The organism is Bacillus sp. AFS098217 (genome assembly GCF_002551815.1).
GTDB lineage: Bacteria > Bacillota > Bacilli > Bacillales > Bacillaceae_G > Bacillus_A.
Window position 1 is genome coordinate 1 of the sequence record NZ_NVPR01000097.1, and the last position, 21,053, is coordinate 21,053.

Annotated in this window: 19 protein-coding genes and 3 pseudogenes; 10 read left to right on the forward strand and 12 right to left on the reverse strand. The window is 33.5% G+C overall.

What is annotated here, in order from left to right:
* Positions 1-238 precede the first annotated feature (238 nt).
* Positions 239-661 (reverse strand): annotated as a pseudogene (locus COO03_RS22295) (PhnD/SsuA/transferrin family substrate-binding protein); the annotation flags it as partial.
* A 725-nt stretch (positions 662-1,386) separates the two neighbouring features.
* Here COO03_RS22295 and COO03_RS22300 point away from each other — a divergent pair.
* Positions 1,387-2,427, forward strand: a pseudogene (locus COO03_RS22300) (MFS transporter); the annotation flags it as partial.
* 48 nt (positions 2,428-2,475) lie between these two features.
* Here the strand turns inward: COO03_RS22300 and COO03_RS22305 are convergent.
* The 3 genes from COO03_RS22305 to COO03_RS22315 all read right to left on the reverse strand — a co-directional run bounded on the left by COO03_RS22305 (position 2,476) and on the right by COO03_RS22315 (position 6,212).
* Positions 2,476-3,806 (reverse strand): IS3 family transposase gene (locus COO03_RS22305; protein ID WP_097899232.1). Its coding sequence is split into 2 segments (ribosomal slippage): positions 2,476-3,434 and positions 3,434-3,806, totalling 1,332 coding nucleotides; the frame shifts between segments, so codons are not numbered across the junction.
* 205 nt (positions 3,807-4,011) lie between these two features.
* Complete coding sequence (locus COO03_RS22310) at positions 4,012-5,490, reverse strand: Lsa family ABC-F type ribosomal protection protein (RefSeq protein WP_097899233.1); 1,479 nt, start codon at positions 5,488-5,490, stop codon at positions 4,012-4,014.
* 536 nt (positions 5,491-6,026) lie between these two features.
* Complete coding sequence (locus COO03_RS22315) at positions 6,027-6,212, reverse strand: hypothetical protein (protein WP_141523461.1); 186 nt, start codon at positions 6,210-6,212, stop codon at positions 6,027-6,029.
* A 409-nt stretch (positions 6,213-6,621) separates the two neighbouring features.
* Here COO03_RS22315 and COO03_RS22320 point away from each other — a divergent pair, with 409 nt between their 5' ends.
* Both COO03_RS22320 and COO03_RS22325 read left to right on the forward strand, forming a co-directional pair.
* A complete protein-coding gene (locus COO03_RS22320) occupies positions 6,622-7,128 on the forward strand; it encodes an RNA polymerase sigma factor (RefSeq protein ID WP_097899235.1) in 507 nt (168 codons plus the stop codon).
* Complete coding sequence (locus tag COO03_RS22325; RefSeq protein ID WP_097899236.1) at positions 7,113-8,024, forward strand: sigma factor regulator N-terminal domain-containing protein; 912 nt, start codon at positions 7,113-7,115, stop codon at positions 8,022-8,024. The genes COO03_RS22320 and COO03_RS22325 overlap by 16 nt, the downstream gene beginning before the upstream one ends.
* Before the next feature lie 102 nt (positions 8,025-8,126).
* Here the strand turns inward: COO03_RS22325 and COO03_RS22330 are convergent.
* Positions 8,127-8,364: pseudogene (locus COO03_RS22330) on the reverse strand (YflJ family protein).
* 82 nt (positions 8,365-8,446) lie between these two features.
* Between COO03_RS22330 and COO03_RS22335 the strand changes: the two are divergent.
* The 4 genes from COO03_RS22335 (at position 8,447) to COO03_RS27820 (ending at position 11,447) form a co-directional block, all read left to right on the forward strand.
* On the forward strand, positions 8,447-8,659 hold the full coding sequence (locus COO03_RS22335) for a hypothetical protein (protein ID WP_097899238.1): 213 nt from the start codon (positions 8,447-8,449) through the stop codon (positions 8,657-8,659).
* A gap of 510 nt (positions 8,660-9,169) precedes the next feature.
* Positions 9,170-10,501: a hypothetical protein gene (locus COO03_RS22345; RefSeq protein ID WP_097899239.1), complete on the forward strand. Its 1,332-nt coding sequence runs from the start codon at positions 9,170-9,172 to the stop codon at positions 10,499-10,501.
* A gap of 443 nt (positions 10,502-10,944) precedes the next feature.
* Positions 10,945-11,199, forward strand: a complete 255-nt coding sequence (locus COO03_RS27815; RefSeq protein ID WP_230322533.1) for a hypothetical protein — start codon at positions 10,945-10,947, stop codon at positions 11,197-11,199.
* The gene (locus tag COO03_RS27820) at positions 11,184-11,447 is read left to right on the forward strand and encodes a hypothetical protein (protein WP_255257307.1); all 264 of its coding nucleotides are present in this window, start codon (positions 11,184-11,186) and stop codon (positions 11,445-11,447) included. The genes COO03_RS27815 and COO03_RS27820 overlap by 16 nt, the downstream gene beginning before the upstream one ends.
* Before the next feature lie 564 nt (positions 11,448-12,011).
* Here the strand turns inward: COO03_RS27820 and COO03_RS22355 are convergent.
* The 3 genes from COO03_RS22355 to COO03_RS22365 are packed head-to-tail and all read right to left on the reverse strand — an operon-like array spanning position 12,012 to position 13,997.
* The gene (locus tag COO03_RS22355) at positions 12,012-12,494 is read right to left on the reverse strand and encodes a hypothetical protein (RefSeq protein ID WP_097899240.1); all 483 of its coding nucleotides are present in this window, start codon (positions 12,492-12,494) and stop codon (positions 12,012-12,014) included.
* A complete protein-coding gene (locus tag COO03_RS22360) occupies positions 12,488-13,327 on the reverse strand; it encodes a hypothetical protein (protein ID WP_097899241.1) in 840 nt (279 codons plus the stop codon). Before COO03_RS22360 ends, COO03_RS22355 begins: the two co-directional genes overlap by 7 nt.
* A complete protein-coding gene (locus tag COO03_RS22365) occupies positions 13,320-13,997 on the reverse strand; it encodes a hypothetical protein (RefSeq protein ID WP_097899242.1) in 678 nt (225 codons plus the stop codon). The genes COO03_RS22360 and COO03_RS22365 overlap by 8 nt, the downstream gene beginning before the upstream one ends.
* A gap of 416 nt (positions 13,998-14,413) precedes the next feature.
* On the opposite strand from COO03_RS22365, the gene COO03_RS27825 reads away from it, so the two are divergent.
* Positions 14,414-14,899 (forward strand): GRAM domain-containing protein, encoded by a 486-nt coding sequence (locus COO03_RS27825; RefSeq protein WP_230322535.1) that lies wholly within the window; start codon positions 14,414-14,416, stop codon positions 14,897-14,899.
* Between the two features lie 226 nt (positions 14,900-15,125).
* Here the strand turns inward: COO03_RS27825 and dcm are convergent, their stop codons facing one another.
* The gene (gene dcm, locus COO03_RS22375) at positions 15,126-16,376 is read right to left on the reverse strand and encodes a DNA (cytosine-5-)-methyltransferase (RefSeq protein WP_097899243.1); all 1,251 of its coding nucleotides are present in this window, start codon (positions 16,374-16,376) and stop codon (positions 15,126-15,128) included.
* 129 nt (positions 16,377-16,505) lie between these two features.
* On the reverse strand, positions 16,506-17,978 hold the full coding sequence (locus COO03_RS22380) for a MutH/Sau3AI family endonuclease (protein WP_097899244.1): 1,473 nt from the start codon (positions 17,976-17,978) through the stop codon (positions 16,506-16,508).
* Positions 17,979-18,127: 149 nt separating this feature from the next.
* Here COO03_RS22380 and COO03_RS22385 point away from each other — a divergent pair, with 149 nt between their 5' ends.
* Positions 18,128-18,364 (forward strand): hypothetical protein, encoded by a 237-nt coding sequence (locus COO03_RS22385; RefSeq protein WP_097899245.1) that lies wholly within the window; start codon positions 18,128-18,130, stop codon positions 18,362-18,364.
* A gap of 235 nt (positions 18,365-18,599) precedes the next feature.
* On the forward strand, positions 18,600-18,959 hold the full coding sequence (locus tag COO03_RS22390; RefSeq protein WP_176524472.1) for a hypothetical protein: 360 nt from the start codon (positions 18,600-18,602) through the stop codon (positions 18,957-18,959).
* A 3-nt stretch (positions 18,960-18,962) separates the two neighbouring features.
* Here the strand turns inward: COO03_RS22390 and COO03_RS22395 are convergent, their stop codons facing one another.
* A complete protein-coding gene (locus tag COO03_RS22395; RefSeq protein ID WP_097899246.1) occupies positions 18,963-20,282 on the reverse strand; it encodes a patatin-like phospholipase family protein in 1,320 nt (439 codons plus the stop codon).
* Between the two features lie 501 nt (positions 20,283-20,783).
* The coding region (locus tag COO03_RS22405) for a zinc-binding dehydrogenase (RefSeq protein ID WP_141523462.1) at positions 20,784-21,053 on the reverse strand (270 nt) is incomplete at its 5' end.

Here is a 21,053-nt window from a genome sequence, read left to right on the forward strand (position 1 = left end):
CTGTATTTTTTCACTCTAAACTTATTATATCACAAAATTAAGATTTATAAATATTTAGTTAATATCACGCCTTTAATCTTTACAACAGCATATTGATATAACCGTGCATTAAATTTTTTATCAATTTTCAAGAGTTAATTATTATGTGATAGAAGAATGTTTAATCCTCATAAATTACTGTAAATAGATTATTTCTTGTTTTTGGGGTGTTATAAAATTCTTAAGTTGATGGGCATGGGTGTACGACAACATAACCATAATAATAGGGAACTCCCATTCTCTCTTGCATGGCAATGGCTTCCAGTCCTTCAACGTGTCTGTAGGTAATATATGCTCCTGTTGAAAGTATGGCTATATCAGCACCGCCATTCATCATCAACATACTAATCTCATTATAACTCTTGCGCTGAATGAGAATTACAGGTCTATGGAGCTTCTCTCCAATATAGTTAGCGATTTTCCTATAGTACATAATTGTATCAGCCTTTGATAACACACTTGAAATCGCGATTCGTACAGGAGAGGGCTTGTCATCTTGTGAACGAATAGGCGTGGTGTCAGATTCGGAGAAAACAATTTGAGGGCTTGAACGCTCATGCTGACATTCTACTACAAGTAAAGTAATAAACAATATTAAAAAAAGCCTCAACCAATTTGTCATACTTTCCTCCATTCTTACAGGCAAGGAATTTATCCCTGTATTCCTAGGCTCCCCATCTCAATATTGAGAGAGAATCAAAGAAGACAGGTGGGGATTGGTGAGAGCTTTCCATAAGTGTGAGATGAAGATCTCCCTCTTATGGAAGTTTCACTGTATGCATTATGTGAAAATCCCCTAATTAAATCCTGCTTGATTCAGGATTTTTGAAGTTTATATTTATATTACTTCAAAACGATCCGCGGAATCTATGGAAGAGAGTATACAATCCTACTTTTCGTGTCAGAGTTGTGACAGAAAGTAGGTAGATACAAATAAAAAACGTTCGCTTTCTTTTTAGGAATGGAGTATCCGTACAGGCACAGAAGAGGGTAGGGGCTTTTCTTGCAGCATATAAGGAGAAAACAAAGAGAGAAAGCGAGTATGGAGTATATTTTGTTCTGCATACAAACGACTTATATGCTGAAAAATGAAAACAGATTTATATAGCCATGAATATTGCTTGTAAGATAAATTCTGACAGACTCTACTATTTTATCCTACATAAAATCAGATATTTACTGATAGTTTAACGAATTGGCATATAAGATAATGTAACAAAGGAGGTATGATATAACACAAGTATTTTTGAAAACGTCTCCACCAAATTGGCATTCTATTTATATACTAAATTTCATGCTAATCTAAGTTTTTTCTGTAAATCAAAGTAAAGAATCGAGGTAGATAGTATGTTCTCATTTTTGAAACCTAAAATCGCTACTACAAAAATAGCACCAGATCAGGTTCAAAAAACCTATAAGCTTTTCCGGCTACAATCTTTATTAGGGGTGTTCTTAGGTTACATAGCTTACTATATAGTACGTAACAATTTTGCCTTATCTACTCCTTATTTGAAGGAACAACTCAATCTTAGTGCTACAGAAGTAGGCTTATTAAGCAGTTGCATGCTTATCGCTTATGGAGTTAGTAAGGGTTTGATGAGTAGTTTAGCAGACAAAGCTAATCCTAAAAGTTATATGGCACTTGGTTTGCTTCTGTGTGCTTTGGTCAATATTATGATGGGATTCAGCACGGCATTTTGGATGTTTGCAATTCTCGTTGTTTTCAATGGGTTCTTTCAAGGGATGGGAGTTGGGCCTAGCTTTATTACTATTGCAAACTGGTTTCCTCGTAAGGAGAGGGGAACTGTCGGTGCCATATGGAATATTTCTCACAATATAGGCGGGGGTATCGTAGCACCTATCGTTGGTATGAGTTTTGCTATGTTAGGCTCCAATCACTGGCAAGCGGCAAGCTACCAAGTTCCTGCTGCTATAGCCATTGTTATTGCTCTAGTAATACTAACTCTTATTAAAGGCTCACCAGTAGGTGAGGGATTACCTCCGCTAAACGAAATCGTCAAAGACGAATCCGATTCGAAGACAAAACAAAGTGCTGATTCAAAATCGCCAACAGACATGAGTGCTTGGCAAATTTTCAAGAATTATGTTTTATTTAACAAAAATGCATGGTTCGTTTCCTTCGTAGATGTTTTCGTTTACATGGTTCGTTTCGGCATTATAAGCTGGTTACCTATTTATTTATTACATGTGAAACATTTCACTAAAGAAGAGATGAGTGTTGCCTTTTTATTCTTTGAATGGGCAGCTATTCCTTCTACTCTCCTGGCTGGTTATCTATCAGATAAATTATTCAAGGGGCGCCGCATGCCGCCAGCAATCATTGCTATGACACTGATACTTGTCTGTATCGTTGGTTACTGGCAAAGTGAACTGTACCCTATAAAATGGACAGTTTAATAAAAAGGCCTTTAAAAATTAAGCACTTAAAAGATGGTTCCGATATTGTATCGGAGCCATTTTTTGGAGTGTCCATTGATAACGATCATAATTATAATCTTGCATATAATCATCGATTACCTGCCTAAGAAATTGGAACGTTTGACAACACTTATAGTCTAATTCATCTTTCATATGACCAAAAAAGGATTCCATTGGAGCGTTATCTAGGCAGTTTCCTCTACGTGACATAGATTGTTTAATTCCCATCTTCTTTACACGGCGCTGAAATTCTGGATGCGTATAGTGGATACCCTGATCAGAATGCAAAAGTGCTTCAGGATGAATGGTATCTCCTAATCTATCTTTTAATTTATCTAATGTTTGATAGACAATATCCATCTGTAAAGAAGGGGAAACATGATAAGCTAAAATCTCTCGTGTTGTACTATCTTTTACACAAGATAAATAAGCTTTCTTTCCTTTTCCATAAAATAAATATGTAATATCAGTTAACATACTTTTCTCCGGCTCTTCTTGGTTAAATTGACGTTGTGATAAGTTAGGACAAGTTTTGTGTTCTTGCGTTGCTTTTGCGATTTGTTTGTATGGATTTGCACGCCGAATCGTTGTCACAAGATTGTATTTACGCATAATCCGAAAGATACGCTTTAAATTCATTGTAATTCCTTTTGTATTTTCTAACGCCATTTTGATAAATCGTGCACCACATTTTTTCTTTTTACGGTTGAAGATTTCTTGGATCAATTCATGATCTTTCTCGTCACGTACTTCTTTTTGGATACGTGTATCAATCTTACGAAGCCAAGTGTAATAACCACTTCGACTTACACCAGCGAGATTGCAAAAATAACGTATCATACGTGGAAATTGGAAGCGACGAATCGTTTGTTCAATGAGTGTATATTTTTCACATGGTGTTAACGTTTCTTCTGTAACGCCTGCCTTTCGAGTTCGTCTAACTTTTTTAAGAATGCCAGTTCCGCTTCTAGAAAAGCAATGCGTGCTTCTGCTTTCTTTAGCTTGTCATCAGAAGATAGCTGTTTTGAAGAAGGGCGTCCAGCACTTCCTTTTCCGCGTCGTTCTGTATAGAATCCTTCCTCACCAAATCGTTCATACGTTTTTCTCCAACGTTTCAAACAGTAATTTGGTTTTCTTTCACCAATGATTTCTAGATCGAACCCATTCTCTAGGAAGATTTGATTCGGACCTTTTCCGCTTTGATTTTCTTTCACAGCTTTTATTTTAAAATCAGCACAATAGGTAATAGAACGTTCTGATACCTTCACGATATTGTCATTTTTCTCTAGTTGTTTCATTTGTACTTCATTAAAAATAATTTTACTCATTTCCCGTACCTCACTTTTATCATTGTTTCCATTATAACGAGGAATGGGTGTGAAAACACACAAAAACCCCGAATCATGGACTTTTTTTAAGTGTCCACGATTCGGGGTACAGTTCATAGAGAAATTAGGCTTTTTTCATCACTCCATTAAAGCGTATAGTTTAATGACTTGATTACTGATTATATCTTCAATCATTCGTTTTGAACTATATAGATATAGTTTTTGTTGCAACTGTTTGTTGGAATGCCTTATCATGCTCAACAATAACCATTGTGGGATTAAATTGTTGAATAAGCTCTTCAATCTGCATACGCGAATAAATATCAATAAAATTTAATGGTTCATCCCATATATATAAATGAGCTTTTTCACATAAACTTTTAGCGATAAGCAGCTTTTTCTTTTGTCCACCAGAATAATGAGATATATCTTTCTCAAATTGAATTCGGTCAAAATCCATCTTACGTAGGATGGATTTAAATAACGTCTCATCAATCTCGTGCTCTTCAATAAAGCCCGATAACGATCCCTTCAAATGAGAAGTATCTTGTTGGACATAGGAAATGATGAGTCCTGAGCCTAAATTAACTGAGCCTGTATGCTGTATTGGATGTCCTAGAATTAGTTTTAGGATACTACTTTTCCCGCTTCCATTCTTTCCATCAAGTACAATTCGGTCCCCTTGTTCAACTATGAAACGAATTGGTTCATTTACTATTTGGTCATCATACTTAACAGACACATCAGCTAAAACAACCAATTCATTTGACTGAAACTTCAATTGTTCTAACTTTAATGACTCAGTTTTCTCCACATTTTTTAGTAATTTTGACTTTTCTTCAATAGCTTTTTGTTGCCTTGATTCAAGGTTCTTCGCTTTCTTCATCATCTTGGCCGCCTTATGTCCTACAAAACCCTTATCTAACTTAGATCCTGAATTCCTTGTTCCATTTTTGGAAGCTTCCACTTGATGAGACCAACTTGCTGAACGCTTTGAAGACTGTTTTAATCTCCCAATGTCTTTTTGTAGACGCTCATTTGTAGCCTCTTCGTGTTCCTGCTGTCTATCAAAATTTAACTTCCAAGAAGAATAGTTACCACTTTGAACTTCAATATTTGCTCTATTTATAGATAAGATATGGTCAACGCATCCATCTAAAAAGATTCTGTCATGTGAAATCAAAATAAACCCTTTTTTCTTCCTTAGATAATCAGAGACCATCTTTCGTGCATCAGTGTCTAGATGATTTGTTGGCTCATCAATTAATAGAAACTGACCTTCATTCAAAAACAGTGCAGCAAGCAACACCTTTGTTTGTTCTCCATTTGATAATGTTTTAAATGGTCGATACATGGCCTCGGCATCAACATTTAAATAGGATATTTCACGCAGAAATTCCCAATCTTCTGCTTGGGGACAAATTTCTTCAAGAATTTCATAAGTGAACTTGTTCTTATCCGAAACTGGGTAAGGGAAATAATTAAATTCCACCGAAGAAGTGATTTTTCCACTATACTCATAATTACCTAATAATAAATTAAAGAATGTCGTTTTACCTCGTCCGTTTCTACCAATAAACCCTAGTTTCCAATCCGTATCGATTTGAAAGTTTACACCTTCAAAAATATTATCAAAGCTGCTTGGGTATGAAAAAGTTAAGTCTTGAACTTTTATCATTGACATAATAATTCCTCCTTTATATATCAAAACCTTTCATATAAAGTCGGAATATCCATCAATTTTTTAATTCCTCTATATAAGTTTGATGGATATTAACGACTTATATAGAGCATTACATGTGTAACAATAGTGTCTGAATTACTCATTTTTCTCTCTCCTTTATTTGTTAGGTTACAGTTACCGATTAATAAATATCAACTTACCTATTAAGAGAATAAAAAAATCCCCCCAATTTGTAATCGGAAGGATTAGTAGTTCACTTATACTTAATAAGTTCTTATTAATCATGGGAATCATGACAAATAAAGTATGAACTGATTTATAAAAATGGATAGACTAACCCTTATATTTTGTAGTTTGAAGTTATTAATTTCAAATTAAAATATAGATTAGTTAATCATTATTCATCCATCAGTCCTCTCATAATTCTAATTTTAGGGTAACATTCTTTTTTATGGAATGCAATATCACAATCATCTTCACCTCAAATTACTGCTAACTACTTCTTTAGAATCAACAATGTATATTCCTTCTTTTTGTCATACATGTTTATCTGCCTGATTCAGCAGGTTTGCTAGTATCATGCTATTCTCCTGGTCGGCATCGTACTGTACAACATCGTCATACTCAAACAGTTCAAATTCTTCACCAAATTCCTGTTTCATGAATGCGATAAATTCTTTAATACTTTCTCCTACGTCCTTATTACGGCGAAACTCCATCATAATCGTCCTAAATCTGTGTGGAGGAATTTCACATTTGATATGATAAGACTTACTGATACTAAAAGAATCCCCAGAATCGTATAAGCTATATGTATACAACAGAAATCCATCTCCTTTCATACATAATATGTATATCGTTCCATAACGGAACAAAATTCATCCATCATTTAACTCCTTATTGGATAATATCCACTTTAACGATTTTCTTTTCTCCATAAGAAAATCCCCTTGCTTTAAGGGGATAATCAGTCCGGAATCGAATAGTTGATTAATAATAGGTTACTGTGTGCAGTGATAATAAAGTTATTTAATTTCGGACATAGCCTCCGTTAACACCCAAAAAACTTTTCATGTAAGTGTATACATTTATTATTACTTATTCGTTGTATAAGTATAGGGAGGACAAATGATGAAAAAAGAAAATATACTTTCCTCCTATCTTATCAATTTAGGGGAGGAAGTGTTCAATCTATTACTGGTGAAAGGGGCCAAAAAAGAAGATGCTGAAGATATAATTCAAAATACTTTTTACAAAGTGTACACACTGTTGGATGATCTAACAGAGAGCAATATACGTCCGTGGTTTTTTAGAGTAGCACTCAATGAATATATTGACTTGAAAAGAAAAAAGGAGCAGCAGAACATTTACTTAACCGAGGAAATTCATTCAAAGCTCCAACATACAGACCGCGAATTTGATGCTATTTTAAATAAGGATGAGATTTTTCATTTATTAAAAGATGTCAAAAAAGAATATAAAGAAGTTTTCTTTTTAAAGTATTACTATGATTTTTCATATGAAGAAATTGCGGCTATGTTGGACATTAAAGTAAGCAGTGTAAAGCAAAAATTATTTCGTGCACGTAAATCCATTCACTCAAAGATAGGAGGAAAACATTTATGGACACTTCGTTAAAAGATGCTTTAAAAAAAGCTAAGCGAAAACAATTACTAAAAATTGTTATTACTTCAATTATCGTTGTCATTATTCTATTACCGGTCATTTATAAAACCGGGAATTACTTCGCGGCGAAAGGTTCTACAAAACTTCATGAACGGCTCTTTCTACATAATAAAATTGCTGAACCTAATATTCAAATCGATTCTCAAGTTACGAGTAACACCTCTATGTTTGGAGGCAATATTGTAACGAATCGTTCTAAAAATATTAATGGCTATTTAGTACAATGGAGCACACTCACAAGTTCGTATGATTGGTTTCGCACTAATATTGATCACAACGAGTTAATACCGGGATCCCATTGGTACGGTACGGAATTCTATCAATATGATAAACAAACAAAGAATAAAGTTGCAACATTTTATAATCCGTCTATTAAAAAATATCATAATGGTGTGCGAAATGATTTAGGGGCTATTTCACAAATGGAAAATTACGTTGCGGAAGTTGCGATTTCTTTCGACCAACCTTATACATTACAAGAAATTCAAGCGAAAATTCCCGATAATTTAAACATCGTATGGTTGTATATGACATCACCAATTTTAGATGAAAGCAAGGGACCTGTTCGTGCACAAGTTTATGGATTTGATCCATCAAACTCACCGAAAGAGGCATACAATGAATTTATTGATTCACTTAAACAATTCGACGAAAATGGCAATGAGGAAACAATCCAGAAGTTTTTAAATGTAAATAAAAATAAACAGTTTGATGAAGTGAAAATTTTAGGGGTAATGCTAACTGGTCAAACACAAAACTTTAAAGCCTTAGAAAATCAAGATTTTATTCGTGGTGCCTCTGTAGGGGTCACTGCACAAATCGTCCCTTATATTAAACCAAAGAAATAATAAGTGAGAGACCAGATGAACATTTGGTCTCTTTTGTGAAATACGGTATGGAAATCCAATTCCATACCGTATTTTTAAACAGCTTTATGATTCGTGAACATACTAATCTTTCATTTTTTCCTGTTGCTCAGCTAATAAATTACGTAAAACATGCCCTCGGTAACTCTCGAGTTTTCGCCCTTCATAATAACGAATTCCTAACTTTTTCAGTTCAGCTACGTACCATCCTTTTGTTCCGTAGTACATGGGATCACTTCCTTTTTTGCTTTTAAACAGTATATGTTTGGGAATTTATAACTTTCGTTTTGGGGAAAGAATTTACGAAAGACTTTTGTAACATTTACGCAAGAAATTTGAAAGGTATTTAAGCTAAGATAAACTTCCGAACATTAATTTAAAATTAATGAGATGGAGGTAAATATATGGCTTTAAAATTAGCACTTATCGTTTTTGGAGTAGTATTAATATTATGGGGTATATATAGAATGAAAACGGATGATGCATTCGTAGGAAAACCCCAAACAAGAAAAAATCTTTTCAATTTATTTATTCTCGGACAGGCTTCTGGAATAGGACAATTATTAAGCGGAATTCTGTGTGTAATTATAGGAATCGTTTCCTTTATAATTAAATAATTTGCAAGTAAAAGGAGCTAACATATATAGTTTAGCTCCTTTTTTTGTTATAAAGTTTTTTGGCAAGGTCACGCATCGGTAACGAATGGTGAATGTGGAAAAACAAAACTTTTAAATATTATTGGTTTGTTAGAAAAAGCTGACTTAGGAGATATTGTGATAGATGGTCAAATAAATCTGAATGCAAAACAAATGTTGTTGTTACAACGCAATCATTTAATCTTAAACGTAATGGCGGATTCAGTTAAGAACGATTAAAAGAATCGTTCTTTCTTTTTGTGTGACGAAATTTGTCGGAAGGTCGATATTATATGCCGAAGCGTCGATATATTCCAAAGAACGGTCGATATCGTTTTATTGGTTGATGGTGACCGAGTGTACTAGTGGGTAAGACGGTGTAGATTAGAAAATCTGTTAATTAGTGATTATACATGATTGAAGAGTGTTTATAATGATTCATATAAGCTATGAAAAAGAAAGAAGATGTTTCCGTTAAGGAGAAGTGAGTATATGACAAAAGAATTATCATTACAAGATTTGTGTAAGGAATTAGAGAAAGAAGAATTGATTGAATTAGTGAAGCACTTGGCAGATCGGTATATGGATATAGATATGGCTGTAATGGAATGGTACGCATTACAGAAAGGAAGCGAAAAGAAAGATCCTTTATCAAACAAGTTGCTTTGGGAATATTGGGAAAGGGCAGAAGAGATCATTAGTGACTTTAACGATTATGGTCGTGGACCTGAATACCTTGAATATGAGGCTTATGAATATTTGGAGAAAATAACAGACTTAGTATTTCAATATTCCATCCCTACTGAAGAGAAAAGATTACTAATCAATAAATTATTTACGCAGTATGCCATTGGAAACTCTGGGTTTGATGATGTGCTAATGGATATGATCTATGAATTATGTGAGTCGGATTCGGACTGGAAACATGTGATTACGTTACTTCAAAAGGTGCCTAGTGATTGGAATCAAACACTTATCATGGGCATTTATAAAGATCAATTACAAGAAGGAGAAGCGTATTTGCAATTACGGTTACAATCTTTAAAATATGGAATGGATTATTGGGATTTAGCAGCATATTACATATCACAGGAGCAGATAGATAAAGCGATTGAAGTTGCTGAAGCAGGAGTGGAGAACGGACAAGGCAGAAAAACAGAATTATTCGCATTTCTATTTGATTATTATGCAGAACAAGATGAAATGAATCAGATACAAGCTGTAGTGGACATGGCTTTCCATAAGCAATCAGACATTGACCTAATACGTGATCGTGCTTTTGCATACTTTAAACGGAGGAATGAGTATAAAGAGTTAAAGAATATGTTAGTAAGGGCATTTCGAACGGATTATCGCGATAAAAAACATTATGATGATTTTAATTCAATGAAAGAGCATTTCTCAGTTGAAGATTGGACAGAAGTGCAAGAAGAGATGATGGGAATTGTTCAAAAAGAAAGTACGATGGATTACTTGGAAATTTGTTATGACAATGAAATGTACAATGAGATACTAGAAATCATGCTTAAAGCAAGCAGAACAACATATGGATATATTGATATAAGTTTGGACCGTTTTGCAGATAAACTTGTAGATAAATATCCAAGAGAAATCATGGAATATTATTGGAACAAAGGCTGTCTGCTTATACCAGACGGCAATCGCAAACGTTATAGAGAAGCTGTAAAACACTTTGAAAAAGCAAAAGATATTTATGAAAAGAAATTACAGGAACAAGATGTATGGCAAAAACGGTTAGAAGCACTGAAAATACAGCATAAAAGTAGGCGAGCGTTTTTAGATGAGATGCGTGTGTTTGGATAAGTGGAGGGGCTATTTCAGTTTGAAATAGTCTATTTTTTGTTTGGTTGAAATTGTGGAATTTGTTGGCTGATCGATATCTTTTTATTGATCATAATGGGTGTGCGAATGTACGTTCCTTTTTAGCGGTATTGTAGTACAATTAGAGAAAGAAGATAAGAGAGGAAATCTTGCCGTAAGAAAAAATATGCAATCTATCAAACCCGGATTAAGCATGATCATAAATTGTACGACTACAGTAATATAACAAACTTCTCTATCCGCCGAATGTATATAACTTATAAACAAACCCATTACAGCTACTTCAACAAGACTTCCTCATGTATCACAAGCATCTATGAAAATTAACTTCACGGGTACCAGAATCATTTGAGTTAGCACCTATATCTATAGATAACGACTGCATGTAGATTAAAATTCCTAAAAAATGAGAGAGGATGATTGTAGTGGGAGAAGAAGAAATAAACTTGCTTCTTTCTCATATGGTTATGAGTGTGATAGAGGAGAAAGTTTCCTTTAAATGGGAAGCTACAAAAGAACCGTTTATCAATCCGTACAATGGAAGAGTAAGTTATGATTATTCTGGAGAAGTCAAGAAAATGACCAAAGAGGATTTAGAAGAGATTGAAAAGACATTGAAAAGACATTGGGGGAAAATGATGTTTCTGTTTGTTTTGAATCTAAATTGGATGAGCTGTTAGCTACAATTCATATTGATCGTTGGACTGCCACTTACGTATCAAATCTCGGAAAACATTGGGTAAGTTTTAAAGATTTAGTTGAAGAAAGGTATAGCGAATGGAAGTATGCGAACTTTGAATTATATGATGAAGAAGGTGAGGAAATGAACGAAGGTTTAGAAGAAGAGCTAGACGATGTGTTTTTTTCCTTTTTTCGGGATACCTCTCATGAAATATATTTAGCTAAACTATTTAAAGAATTAGAATGATTACACAGCTATAAGTTCTGCATGGTTCTTTTGATCTAATTCATTATTTATGTTGGGCATGTTTATAATAGCTAATTTGAGTTGCTAAGAGAAGTGATTGTGTAAGGTAAAAGTATTTTCTGTACATCTAGTTCATTTTTGAAATAAATCCTCTCTTGAATCGATGAAGCGTACGATAAGGTTTTTTATAAGTGGTATTCAAAGGAAGAGTATAATATGCTTAATGCCAATGCTTGTAATGAGTTACAAGTAAAACTTAGTATTACAGAATCATATAGAGTGATTATCAAATAGTTATTATTGACATGAAGTCCATTACGGATTAAATGAGAAAGTATGAGCAAGTATCCTTGGTATCTATTTCATCTTGAGGATAAGGAAAGCTTTGGCATGTTTTAAATTTCAATTTGATGAATTTCTGCTTTAAAAACCTAGATTTGTGTTGGAATAAATAGCAGTAATAAAAAAGGATCAATATCGATCCTTTTTTAGGTTTTCTTCATAGCTTGTCTAAAAGGAAATTATTAAACAATCTTTTGAAATAGTTTCTTCCTTTGTTCGACTTTAGCCACTTTTTTCTCCGTTATAAAAATTTAGAACCCTTTCAGCCACTTCTAAATACGACGCGTTAGATTCCGAGTTATTATTATGGAATTTTATTTTTGATATTGCCGTTTTCCGCATGCTATTCATTAAATCTTTTTCAAATTGTTTAAATTTCACAGTAGGAAGAGGCTTAAACCCATGTTTATTTACAAGAACTTCTTTTAATTTCTTATGTTGCTTAGTGCAGGTATCACAGCAAGACTTTAATATACCACTCTCTAAACCAAGTGTTATTGACTTGTGATAATAACAAAATTTAGTTGAATATTCTATCCCACAATAATCACACTCTACTAATACTTCGTTTTTGGAGCTATTGGACAAATGCTCGGTATCAATTTTAATCATTTCATTCAATTTACATTCGTAACCAAATTGTAGATAATGTCCTAAATTATTAGGGCGAATTAATACAGTAGTGAATTGAGGTCGTTTTAACATAAATTTTCACCTGACTTTATTATTTTTGATAGTTGCACCAATTGGATACTGGTAATTTTTCTTAAAGAACCTAGTTCTATGTCAAGGTCGACCAGGTCTGTTAGTAATTTAGAAGAATCAATATCAAGATTTACCCAATAAATTTTTTCATGTGTTAAAATTTCCTTGATTTCTTCGAAAAATCTAAGGATTACGTGATTCTCGGGTAAAAAGTCTTTTTTGGAAAGAATTCTCACCATCTTCCAACCCGCTTGTTTTAAATTATTGAACCTCCTATTTTCTTTTTTTTGGAATTTAATTTTGCTCTTATTATCTTTTAGGCTAATTTCATGTCCACTTCCATCATATTCGAGATAAATATTTAATTCAGGAAAAGCAATATCCAAATTCCAACCATCGACAGGAAAGTTGTGTTCTCCTTTTAAAAGCATGCAAAAGTAGCGTTGTTGAGTACTAGAAGGTACAGATTGATTCATATACAACTTATTGGCAATTTTTTGTCTAACTTCTTTTCTCTCCATAGGAGAAGCAACACCATAATTTAAAATATGTGAGAGCATACTCTTTTTTTGTTTACACTTTTTACAAGCAGCCTTTTGTAATTCAGGGTGTTTGGCTTGTAAAACATGTTGCCAGTAATCACAATATTTCATGTTGTAAATGTCGTCGCAAAAATCACACTTTACTTTTACAGAAGAAGTTGAAGTGTTCATTAGATCCTGTGCGTCTACAAGAAAGTAATCATTTAAAATTGGTTTATATCCCAGATCAATAAAATGATTAACATTCATTGGATGAATTTCGACTTTTATCTTTTGGGGTAGTTCAAGCATATAAATCCTCCTTTATTGTTTGTAAGTACCCTAAACTAATTGGCAATGAAAAAAATTCCGTTTTAAAACATGAGTTTTGTAAATCAATTTCGCACCAGGTATATTCTTTATGGTTTAAAACGAAAAGGGCTTTAGACAAATGAAAATTTAAATAATCATCTAATGGAATTTTGAAATCTTTTCTCCCAATTATGTAAATTGTGTTTGCACTGCGAATACCTGAAAACTCTTCATAGAAATATTCGACCTTTTGTTTGTTGATAAGTTTAAGAGAAACTTCTTGTAGATATTCTTCAACACGTTTTGATTCAAATTCGGGTACAATTAATGTTCGCTTTTTCAACTTTTTCTGTTTTTCAGTGTTGTTATATCTGATGGCAGCGGATTCAATTACTTTTAAATGAGTACATCTTTCGCAAACAGCTTTTTTTACTTTTGGAGCTTTAACCACATTCTTTATATAATCTGAATATTTCATATGGAATGTATTTTTTTTTTCATCTGGACAATAATCGCATTCAACCAAAACTTTAACATTCGAACCAGGGGTTAATTCATCAACATCTACTTCAAATGCCATATCGTTGTTTGGAATCTTCCCCATGTCTAAATACCTTTTATAATTATTAGGACAAGCACGAACAAAAACTTTTTGTGGTTTTACGATCATATTGTAAACACTTCCTTTTAGTTACATTTTATGGTATTTTATTGGATTTATTTATATTATTACCATAAAATTCAAAAATCAGTAAAAATCATATATGTTTGCATACATCCTTTACAATGTTTGCATAACTTCTCATACATTCTAAAAAAACAGATGATTATGGAAGTATATAATCAAAATGTGAAATCTTCCCCAATCCTAAAATAAAGAATATTATGCTTTTATGACAAAATTAGAAGGGGATTATGTAGGGAGATGATCTTCAGTGAGCAACAGAGTTTTTAGGGGGAATTCAAAAATTTTGTTAGTCAAGATAAAATGAATTGTTTTGTTCGGTTTGTTAGTGAAGGATTACAATAGAATGAAGAGGATTATGAGAAGTATTTCAAATGATGCAATGAGGGAGATAGACAATTATGCAGTTAGAACAAAACGACTTGTTCAAAGGGGAAAGGATTGTTATCGAACGAAAGGCCAATGCCATTATTAATTTTAGAGACTTTGGCATGAAGAAACTCAAAGGCAGTCCTTTTAGAAAAACAGAAGCTATTGATGGAAAATTGTATGTAACGAACTATCGGCTTATTTTCAAATCCCATTCTTTAAATCGAGTAAAAGGTATGTATAGTATCCTATTACCTACAGTTCAATCTGTTAGAGATATTTCTTTTCTTCTGATGAAAAAAATTGAAGTAATATCAAACGGGAAAACATACGTATTTGTGGTATGGGGAATCAAAGAGCTTTTAGAGGAAATAGAAAGCGTGAAAAGTAACCTTTCAATAGAAGAGAAGACGTGGTTGGAAAATATAAAGAACTCCGATGAAGAAAAATGTGGAGAAGGATTAAAGAAGTTCAAAGAGATGGAGGAGATTGTGGAGATTATGGAGCAGTTTTATTAAAAAAGGTATCCGCCTTTTCATTAAGCAGCCTTAGTTCGAAATTCAACAGGACTAAGGTTGTTTCATTTTTTTGGAATCGTTTATTATTGTAATACTTCATATATCTTCTAATTTTTCACATAAAAATCCCCTCCATAATAAACAGTACAGTAACTTTCTTTCAACTGTCTACTATGAGGGGGTAATACTAATATAATAAGGCAACTACTTTATAATAAAGATATTTTTATAAATTCAATGAAATTTGTGCAATATTATGTGTTTCTTGCGCATCAATTTCTTTGATTGTTTTACCCATTTTTTCGATTAAATGTGTCACAAGTGCATTCCCCATACAGAAGTAGCGCATGCGGTCATTCATTGTCGCTGTCCAATTATCTGGGAAGCCATTTAACCGTTCGCACTCTACAGGTGTTAAGAAACGTTTGCGTCCATTTACTTCTACAATATGTGAACTACGATTTGTTGTGCCTTCACTTGTTAGCATAGTACGACCAGGTAGATCAAGAGAATCTACAGGAGACATGCCACCTTCTGAAAAGACGTATTTATGGCCATCTTTTGAGGTGCGTTCGATTTTTTTAGGCCCACGTAAATAAGCAAATTTTTCAATGGATGCTTCAGTTAAATAGAATTTTTCATCTATTTCTGATTCATCTTGAAGGATTTTTTTTAAAGGAATGGCTTGTGGATCCAATGCTTCCGTATGGATTGTATGAATCTTTCCATCAATCATGACACCAGCTGGATGATAGCCAAATGAAAATTTATCTGAAATTTCAACGATATCTTTTGGTAATTCGACTTTTTCATCGCGGTTTTTGTATACTTCTTCTTTTACTGGGAAAGTCGAAGCAAAAAAGCCATCTTTTAATAAAATTTCAGAAGTCGTTTTTTCTAATTGCCGTTCTGCAAATGCAAGTGATTTGTCATAAGCAAAAATGAAAATACGACGACGGCGCTGTGCAGTACCATATTCAGCTGCGTTGATGACGCGCCATTCGACGATATAGCCTAAGTCACGGAAAGTCGCGAGCATAATGGAAAAATCGCGACCACGTTGTTTAGAAGGAGATTTAAGAAGACGATCCACATTTTCAAGAAGAATATACTTAGGATGTGAGACTTCCACAATTCGTTTAATCTCCCAGAAAAGGACCCCTTTTTTTCCTTCAATGCCTTGTTCTTTTGATAATGAGCGAGCTACCGAATAGTCCTGGCAAGGGAAACCACCAACTAGTAAATCGATATCCATATCCTCAAATGTTTTATTCGATACTTTACCAATATCATCATTACAATTTGTGCTTGATGGAAAATGTGAGTTATAGCATTCAAAAGCATCTTGCGCTTTTTTTGACGGTTCCCATTGGTTTGCCCAAACAGTATCAAAAATCTCTTTATCTGCTTTTTCAAGCCCTACACGAAACCCACCAACGCCAGCAAAAAGCTCTACTACGTTTAAGTTATTATTCATAAATTATTATCCCTCTTTCGTTGTTTTCATTATATAAAATTGGGATAAAAAGATCAACAATTTTATTTTAATAATGTCAAGTAAATACTAATTCTATCATAAAAGACAAAGCAAGACTTATTTAATGACCTAGATAAAATCAATGTTCTTTAGCATCGAAACAACAATACTACCTTTCATCCATAGATATTGAGCATACATACTAATGCCGTTGAGTTCAAATGGTTTCTTTGACGCATCTGTGCCAGATCCACGTACAAAAAAGGAATGATTTTTTGATTTTGGAAAGTTAGGTGCAGTCATTGGTAATTTTGTTTTTGGAGTAATTCGTTGAATGCCTTTTTTATCGAGAATAGGTTCTTCTTTTAGCTTATTGTTATTAACTAAATCGCGTATTTCTTTCCAAACAATTCTAATATCATTTTCTAAAACATGTTCATCGATTGCTAAACGCTTAAAACCAATAAATTTGTTGTCTAATAATTTAGTTTTAGAAGAAGGTTCTTCAAACATAATGCAAAGGAATTGTTGGCCATTAAAATAACTGTACACAAATGATTCTTCAAACGGTATATCTAAATCAGTCCATTCTTCAAAATCAATTTGAAATAGCTTCATATCTTCTGTACGCGACCCATTTTTAGTTTGAACAACTGATTTCGGAATAATACCAATCTTACTGAATAAATCAATTTTACTTAGTTTTGTTGCTTCTCCACCAAACATTTTGATTAGGATTTGTTCAGTGACACCTTTGGAAACATCACCTTTAGCATTGAGTTTTACATCAATATCTAATTCATCGATTAATTCTTGAACAGTTTTATCCTTATATTTTTGAGTGAGACGATGTAGTTCATCATCGAGTTCATTAAATGTTGAGTATGTCTCATCTAACTCTTCAAAATCAATGCCAAAATGCTTTTGTACAATTGTTGATACGGTTGTTCTTTTTAAACGGAATCGCGGAGGATTTGGGTATTTTGGAGCCGTATCAATTAACATTAGATTTTTTCGCAGTTCAGATGAAATTCGAGGATATTCTGTTTTAGGATCTTCATATGTATCTTTTAAATGTTGAATAAAGTCACGGACGATTAACCAGTCATTTTTTAGGATTTCTTTATCTTCTTCCGAGAATTCATGAAAATGATATCCTTTAATGAAAAAATTAGCATATTCAGCTGCTGGAACCGTTTCCGGTGAATCGTAGTGGTAATAAACCAATAATAAATGTTCTAACTTATGCCAGAAGCTAGATGTTTCAAATTCTTCATTCGTGATGCTCTGAGGGGAAACAGCCGTGATTGACATGGGTTCTTTTGCCTCATAAATAAAATCACTTTTTCTTTTAGTGTTACGAATACCAGTAGTTTTTAATTCTGTATCAATGCCATCAACAATAAGATCAGGGTTTTTATCTGAGTCAGCTGGATATCCTAAAATAGATTGTTCAACAACATCTCCAGCTATGCCGGTAATTTTTGGTGAAGTTATAGTCTTAGTAAATACATTGTTAACATCAACATCGCCAAGTGTTTTGCCGACAGCATTGCTTAAAATTCTATTTAATTCTTTTCGTTCGAATTTATGTAAGGCCATTCGAAGGACTCCTTTTCGTAGTATATTATGTATATATATGATACGCTAAATGTTTTTTTTATGCATTAAATGCTCTATAAATCTTTGAAATCTATTTTTTGAGTCTAAAGGAATATTATGTATTTAGATAGACGAGTGGGAGGGACAGTATGTCTTACGATGAATTTAAAGAACTTTACTATGAGTCAGAACCTGAAGAGATTGAAAGAAATGAGGTATTCTTAGCGGCATATAGTGAAGCTACAAAATATTTTTATTCAAAAGAAAGTCATCTATATGATGAAATATTAGCGGATTTACAGAGCCAAAAATTTCGAGAGTTAATGAAGCTCTGCAAAAAGCTTAACAATACGCTCAAAATGAAACTCGTAAGGTGTATAACATAGATATTTGAAAAGGAAATGCAGAGTTCTTATTTAGATGGACAAAGGAGATTTGTGAGTATCCATAATTGTTTTTTGTAATTTAATTGATTCGATTATTTTTCGTTTGGCGATACATAAAAAGTAGATTTAATCATTATTAATGAGAATTTGATACTATATTTACATTTCGTTAACTTTCAAGTGCTAAAATTTCACATATAATAGAGCAACGAATTATAGTAGAGGAGGGAAGAAAATGAAGAAGTTGGTGAAGTGTAAAATATCTGTATCAGAAGGACAGGAGTTAATATTGCATATTGCAGAAGTGAAGCGTGGTCATGATACATATTATTTCGAAATTAATAAAACGATTGATTACATTTCGGTATATTTTATCGATGGGGCAAAGCGTAGATTCTCAATCGCTAGTGCCGAGGAAATGCTCACGATGATACCTAATGAGATAGAACGGAAGCGGTATCGGAATATCATAGGTGATGTGAGTTGGCTATTAGTAGATGGAATACATGATTTTCGTGGTATGACGAAAGAAGAGCAAGAAGCGTTTCTTTATTTGAAAGAAAACGTATTAAATGAAATGGTAATGGAGTTATAGAAATTAAACGTATAAGCGTAAAGTAAAACCGCCTGCCCGTAGTATATCGGAAAGCTGTTTTATATTTTCCGATGCGAATGTAGGAGTTGATATGTTCTTTAAACTCTTCATATAATCTGGTAGTAACATCCGCAGGGCAATGTCCATTCGAATTTCACCTGCCCGTATTAATGTTTGAATTTCACTATCATGGAAACCGTCTAAATCTGTACGAAGTCCCGCTAATAATTTTCCGATATTTTCTTGATCTGAAGGAGGTGAATAAAAATGGTAGTCTGGTAAGGAAACATTGTCAGTATAAAAAGGGTTGTTGTTTGAATCTAATAAAGTTTGAATAGGCTTGCTAAGAATGAGTTGTATTCCTGGATAGGTATCTGGATCTAGATTACGCAGCATTTTTCTTCTTAATACTACAATTTGGCTATTCGATGTATCGAAAATGCGTTTATTTAATTCAAAATGTGTTGGTTTTTCATTTTCTTTCCACTCTTTTTCAGCTGCAGAGGCATCTAATACCAAGTATATCTCATCGGGATTTTGGGGAATAAATTTCATAGGTTCTTTTCTATGCTTTGCCAGATGAGGATAGCCATGTTTCGTATTATCGGATCCGTCCTGATCCGATAATATCAACGGTTCGGTTCCAATATTATCGAAAACACCTCCGTCTGAAAACCAAAGGGTGTCATATTTTTCTAATAGACTCCCTTGCATTCGATTTTCCGGATCGCTAAAGATTCGATCTGCTACTGATAAAGAAATAGGAGCAAATAATAACGGAAAAGCTGCTGAAGTAGCCACAGCATAAGAAACGGAAATGTCATCGATATGATTTGTTTGTCCTATATATGTCCCATACATATGATCATTTGAAAAATAAAACATTCGCATTGTATCTAAACAAGTTGTATTACAATACCAGGTAATCGGAAGGTTTTGTAATTCCTCCATTCGGACTCCGTCGCAAAGGTATTCATCAAGTAATGCTGGAAGTGCATGACTACATTTCTCCCGAAGAGATTTCAAAGATAAGACTTGTTTTGTAAAAGAATTTGTAATCAATTTTGTACGAAGATCGATTTGTCCTAATTTAACTAAGGGCGTAATCACACGCTCTTCAAAATCCATTACATTTCGAAATTCACCGCCTTTATATAAGGCAAGCATAATAGCTGCAGCAGTGATACTACCTCCAGAAACAGAACTGATACTGGATATATGTTTGTCTAACTTACATTCAACTAGCCGTTTATACCCCCCTAGTGCATAGAATGAAGCCCGAAATCCACCACCGGAAAATGCTAATTTCAGTTTTTTATTCAAAACGAATTCCCTTCTTTCATTACTCAAATCTGTACATTTGAAATAATCTCCAACTGTAGGAACAAGTATGCAGTACATTTATTTATATCATCGTAAATCTTTATTACTAACAAAACACGTCCTTTTTAAGAACTGTGTAAAATTCCTCCTTTTTATTAGAAAATAAAATATTCTTAAGATAATTATTAAACAATATACACATTAGGGAGTGTCAATATTTTTGTGTAATAGCTACGGAAAACCGACTCGAAAAAACTTCAATTTTTTATTACTGGTAGTAGTTCTGTTCCAATTAGGTATGCAAATAGGGAAGGGAATCTTAGATGCGTTACAATACCTAAAGAAGTTTGAGAGTATGGGGCATTTTAAACAAGAGTTGGAGAACTATATGAAAAGGCATGAGTCCGGTTCAATACCGGACTCATGCCCAAGAAGCACCCTTTTTAATATTGACTAAGAGAATCGCACCAAGGATAGTTGAAACACAATAAATTTTTCACACTAGCAATTACACTTGTGCTGTTTAAAATCGATTACCATACGACCTTGAATCTTACCTTGTTCCATTTTTTCGAATACACCTTGTACTTCATCTAGTGGGCAAGTTTGAACAACAGGCACTACTTTGCCTTCTGCACCGAACATAAATGCCTCTTCTAGGTCCTTACGAGTACCAACTAGGGAACCAACTACTTCAATTCCGTCTAGTACAAGTCGTGGAATGTTTAAGTCCATAGTTTCTACTGGTAAGCCTACCGCAACTACTTTACC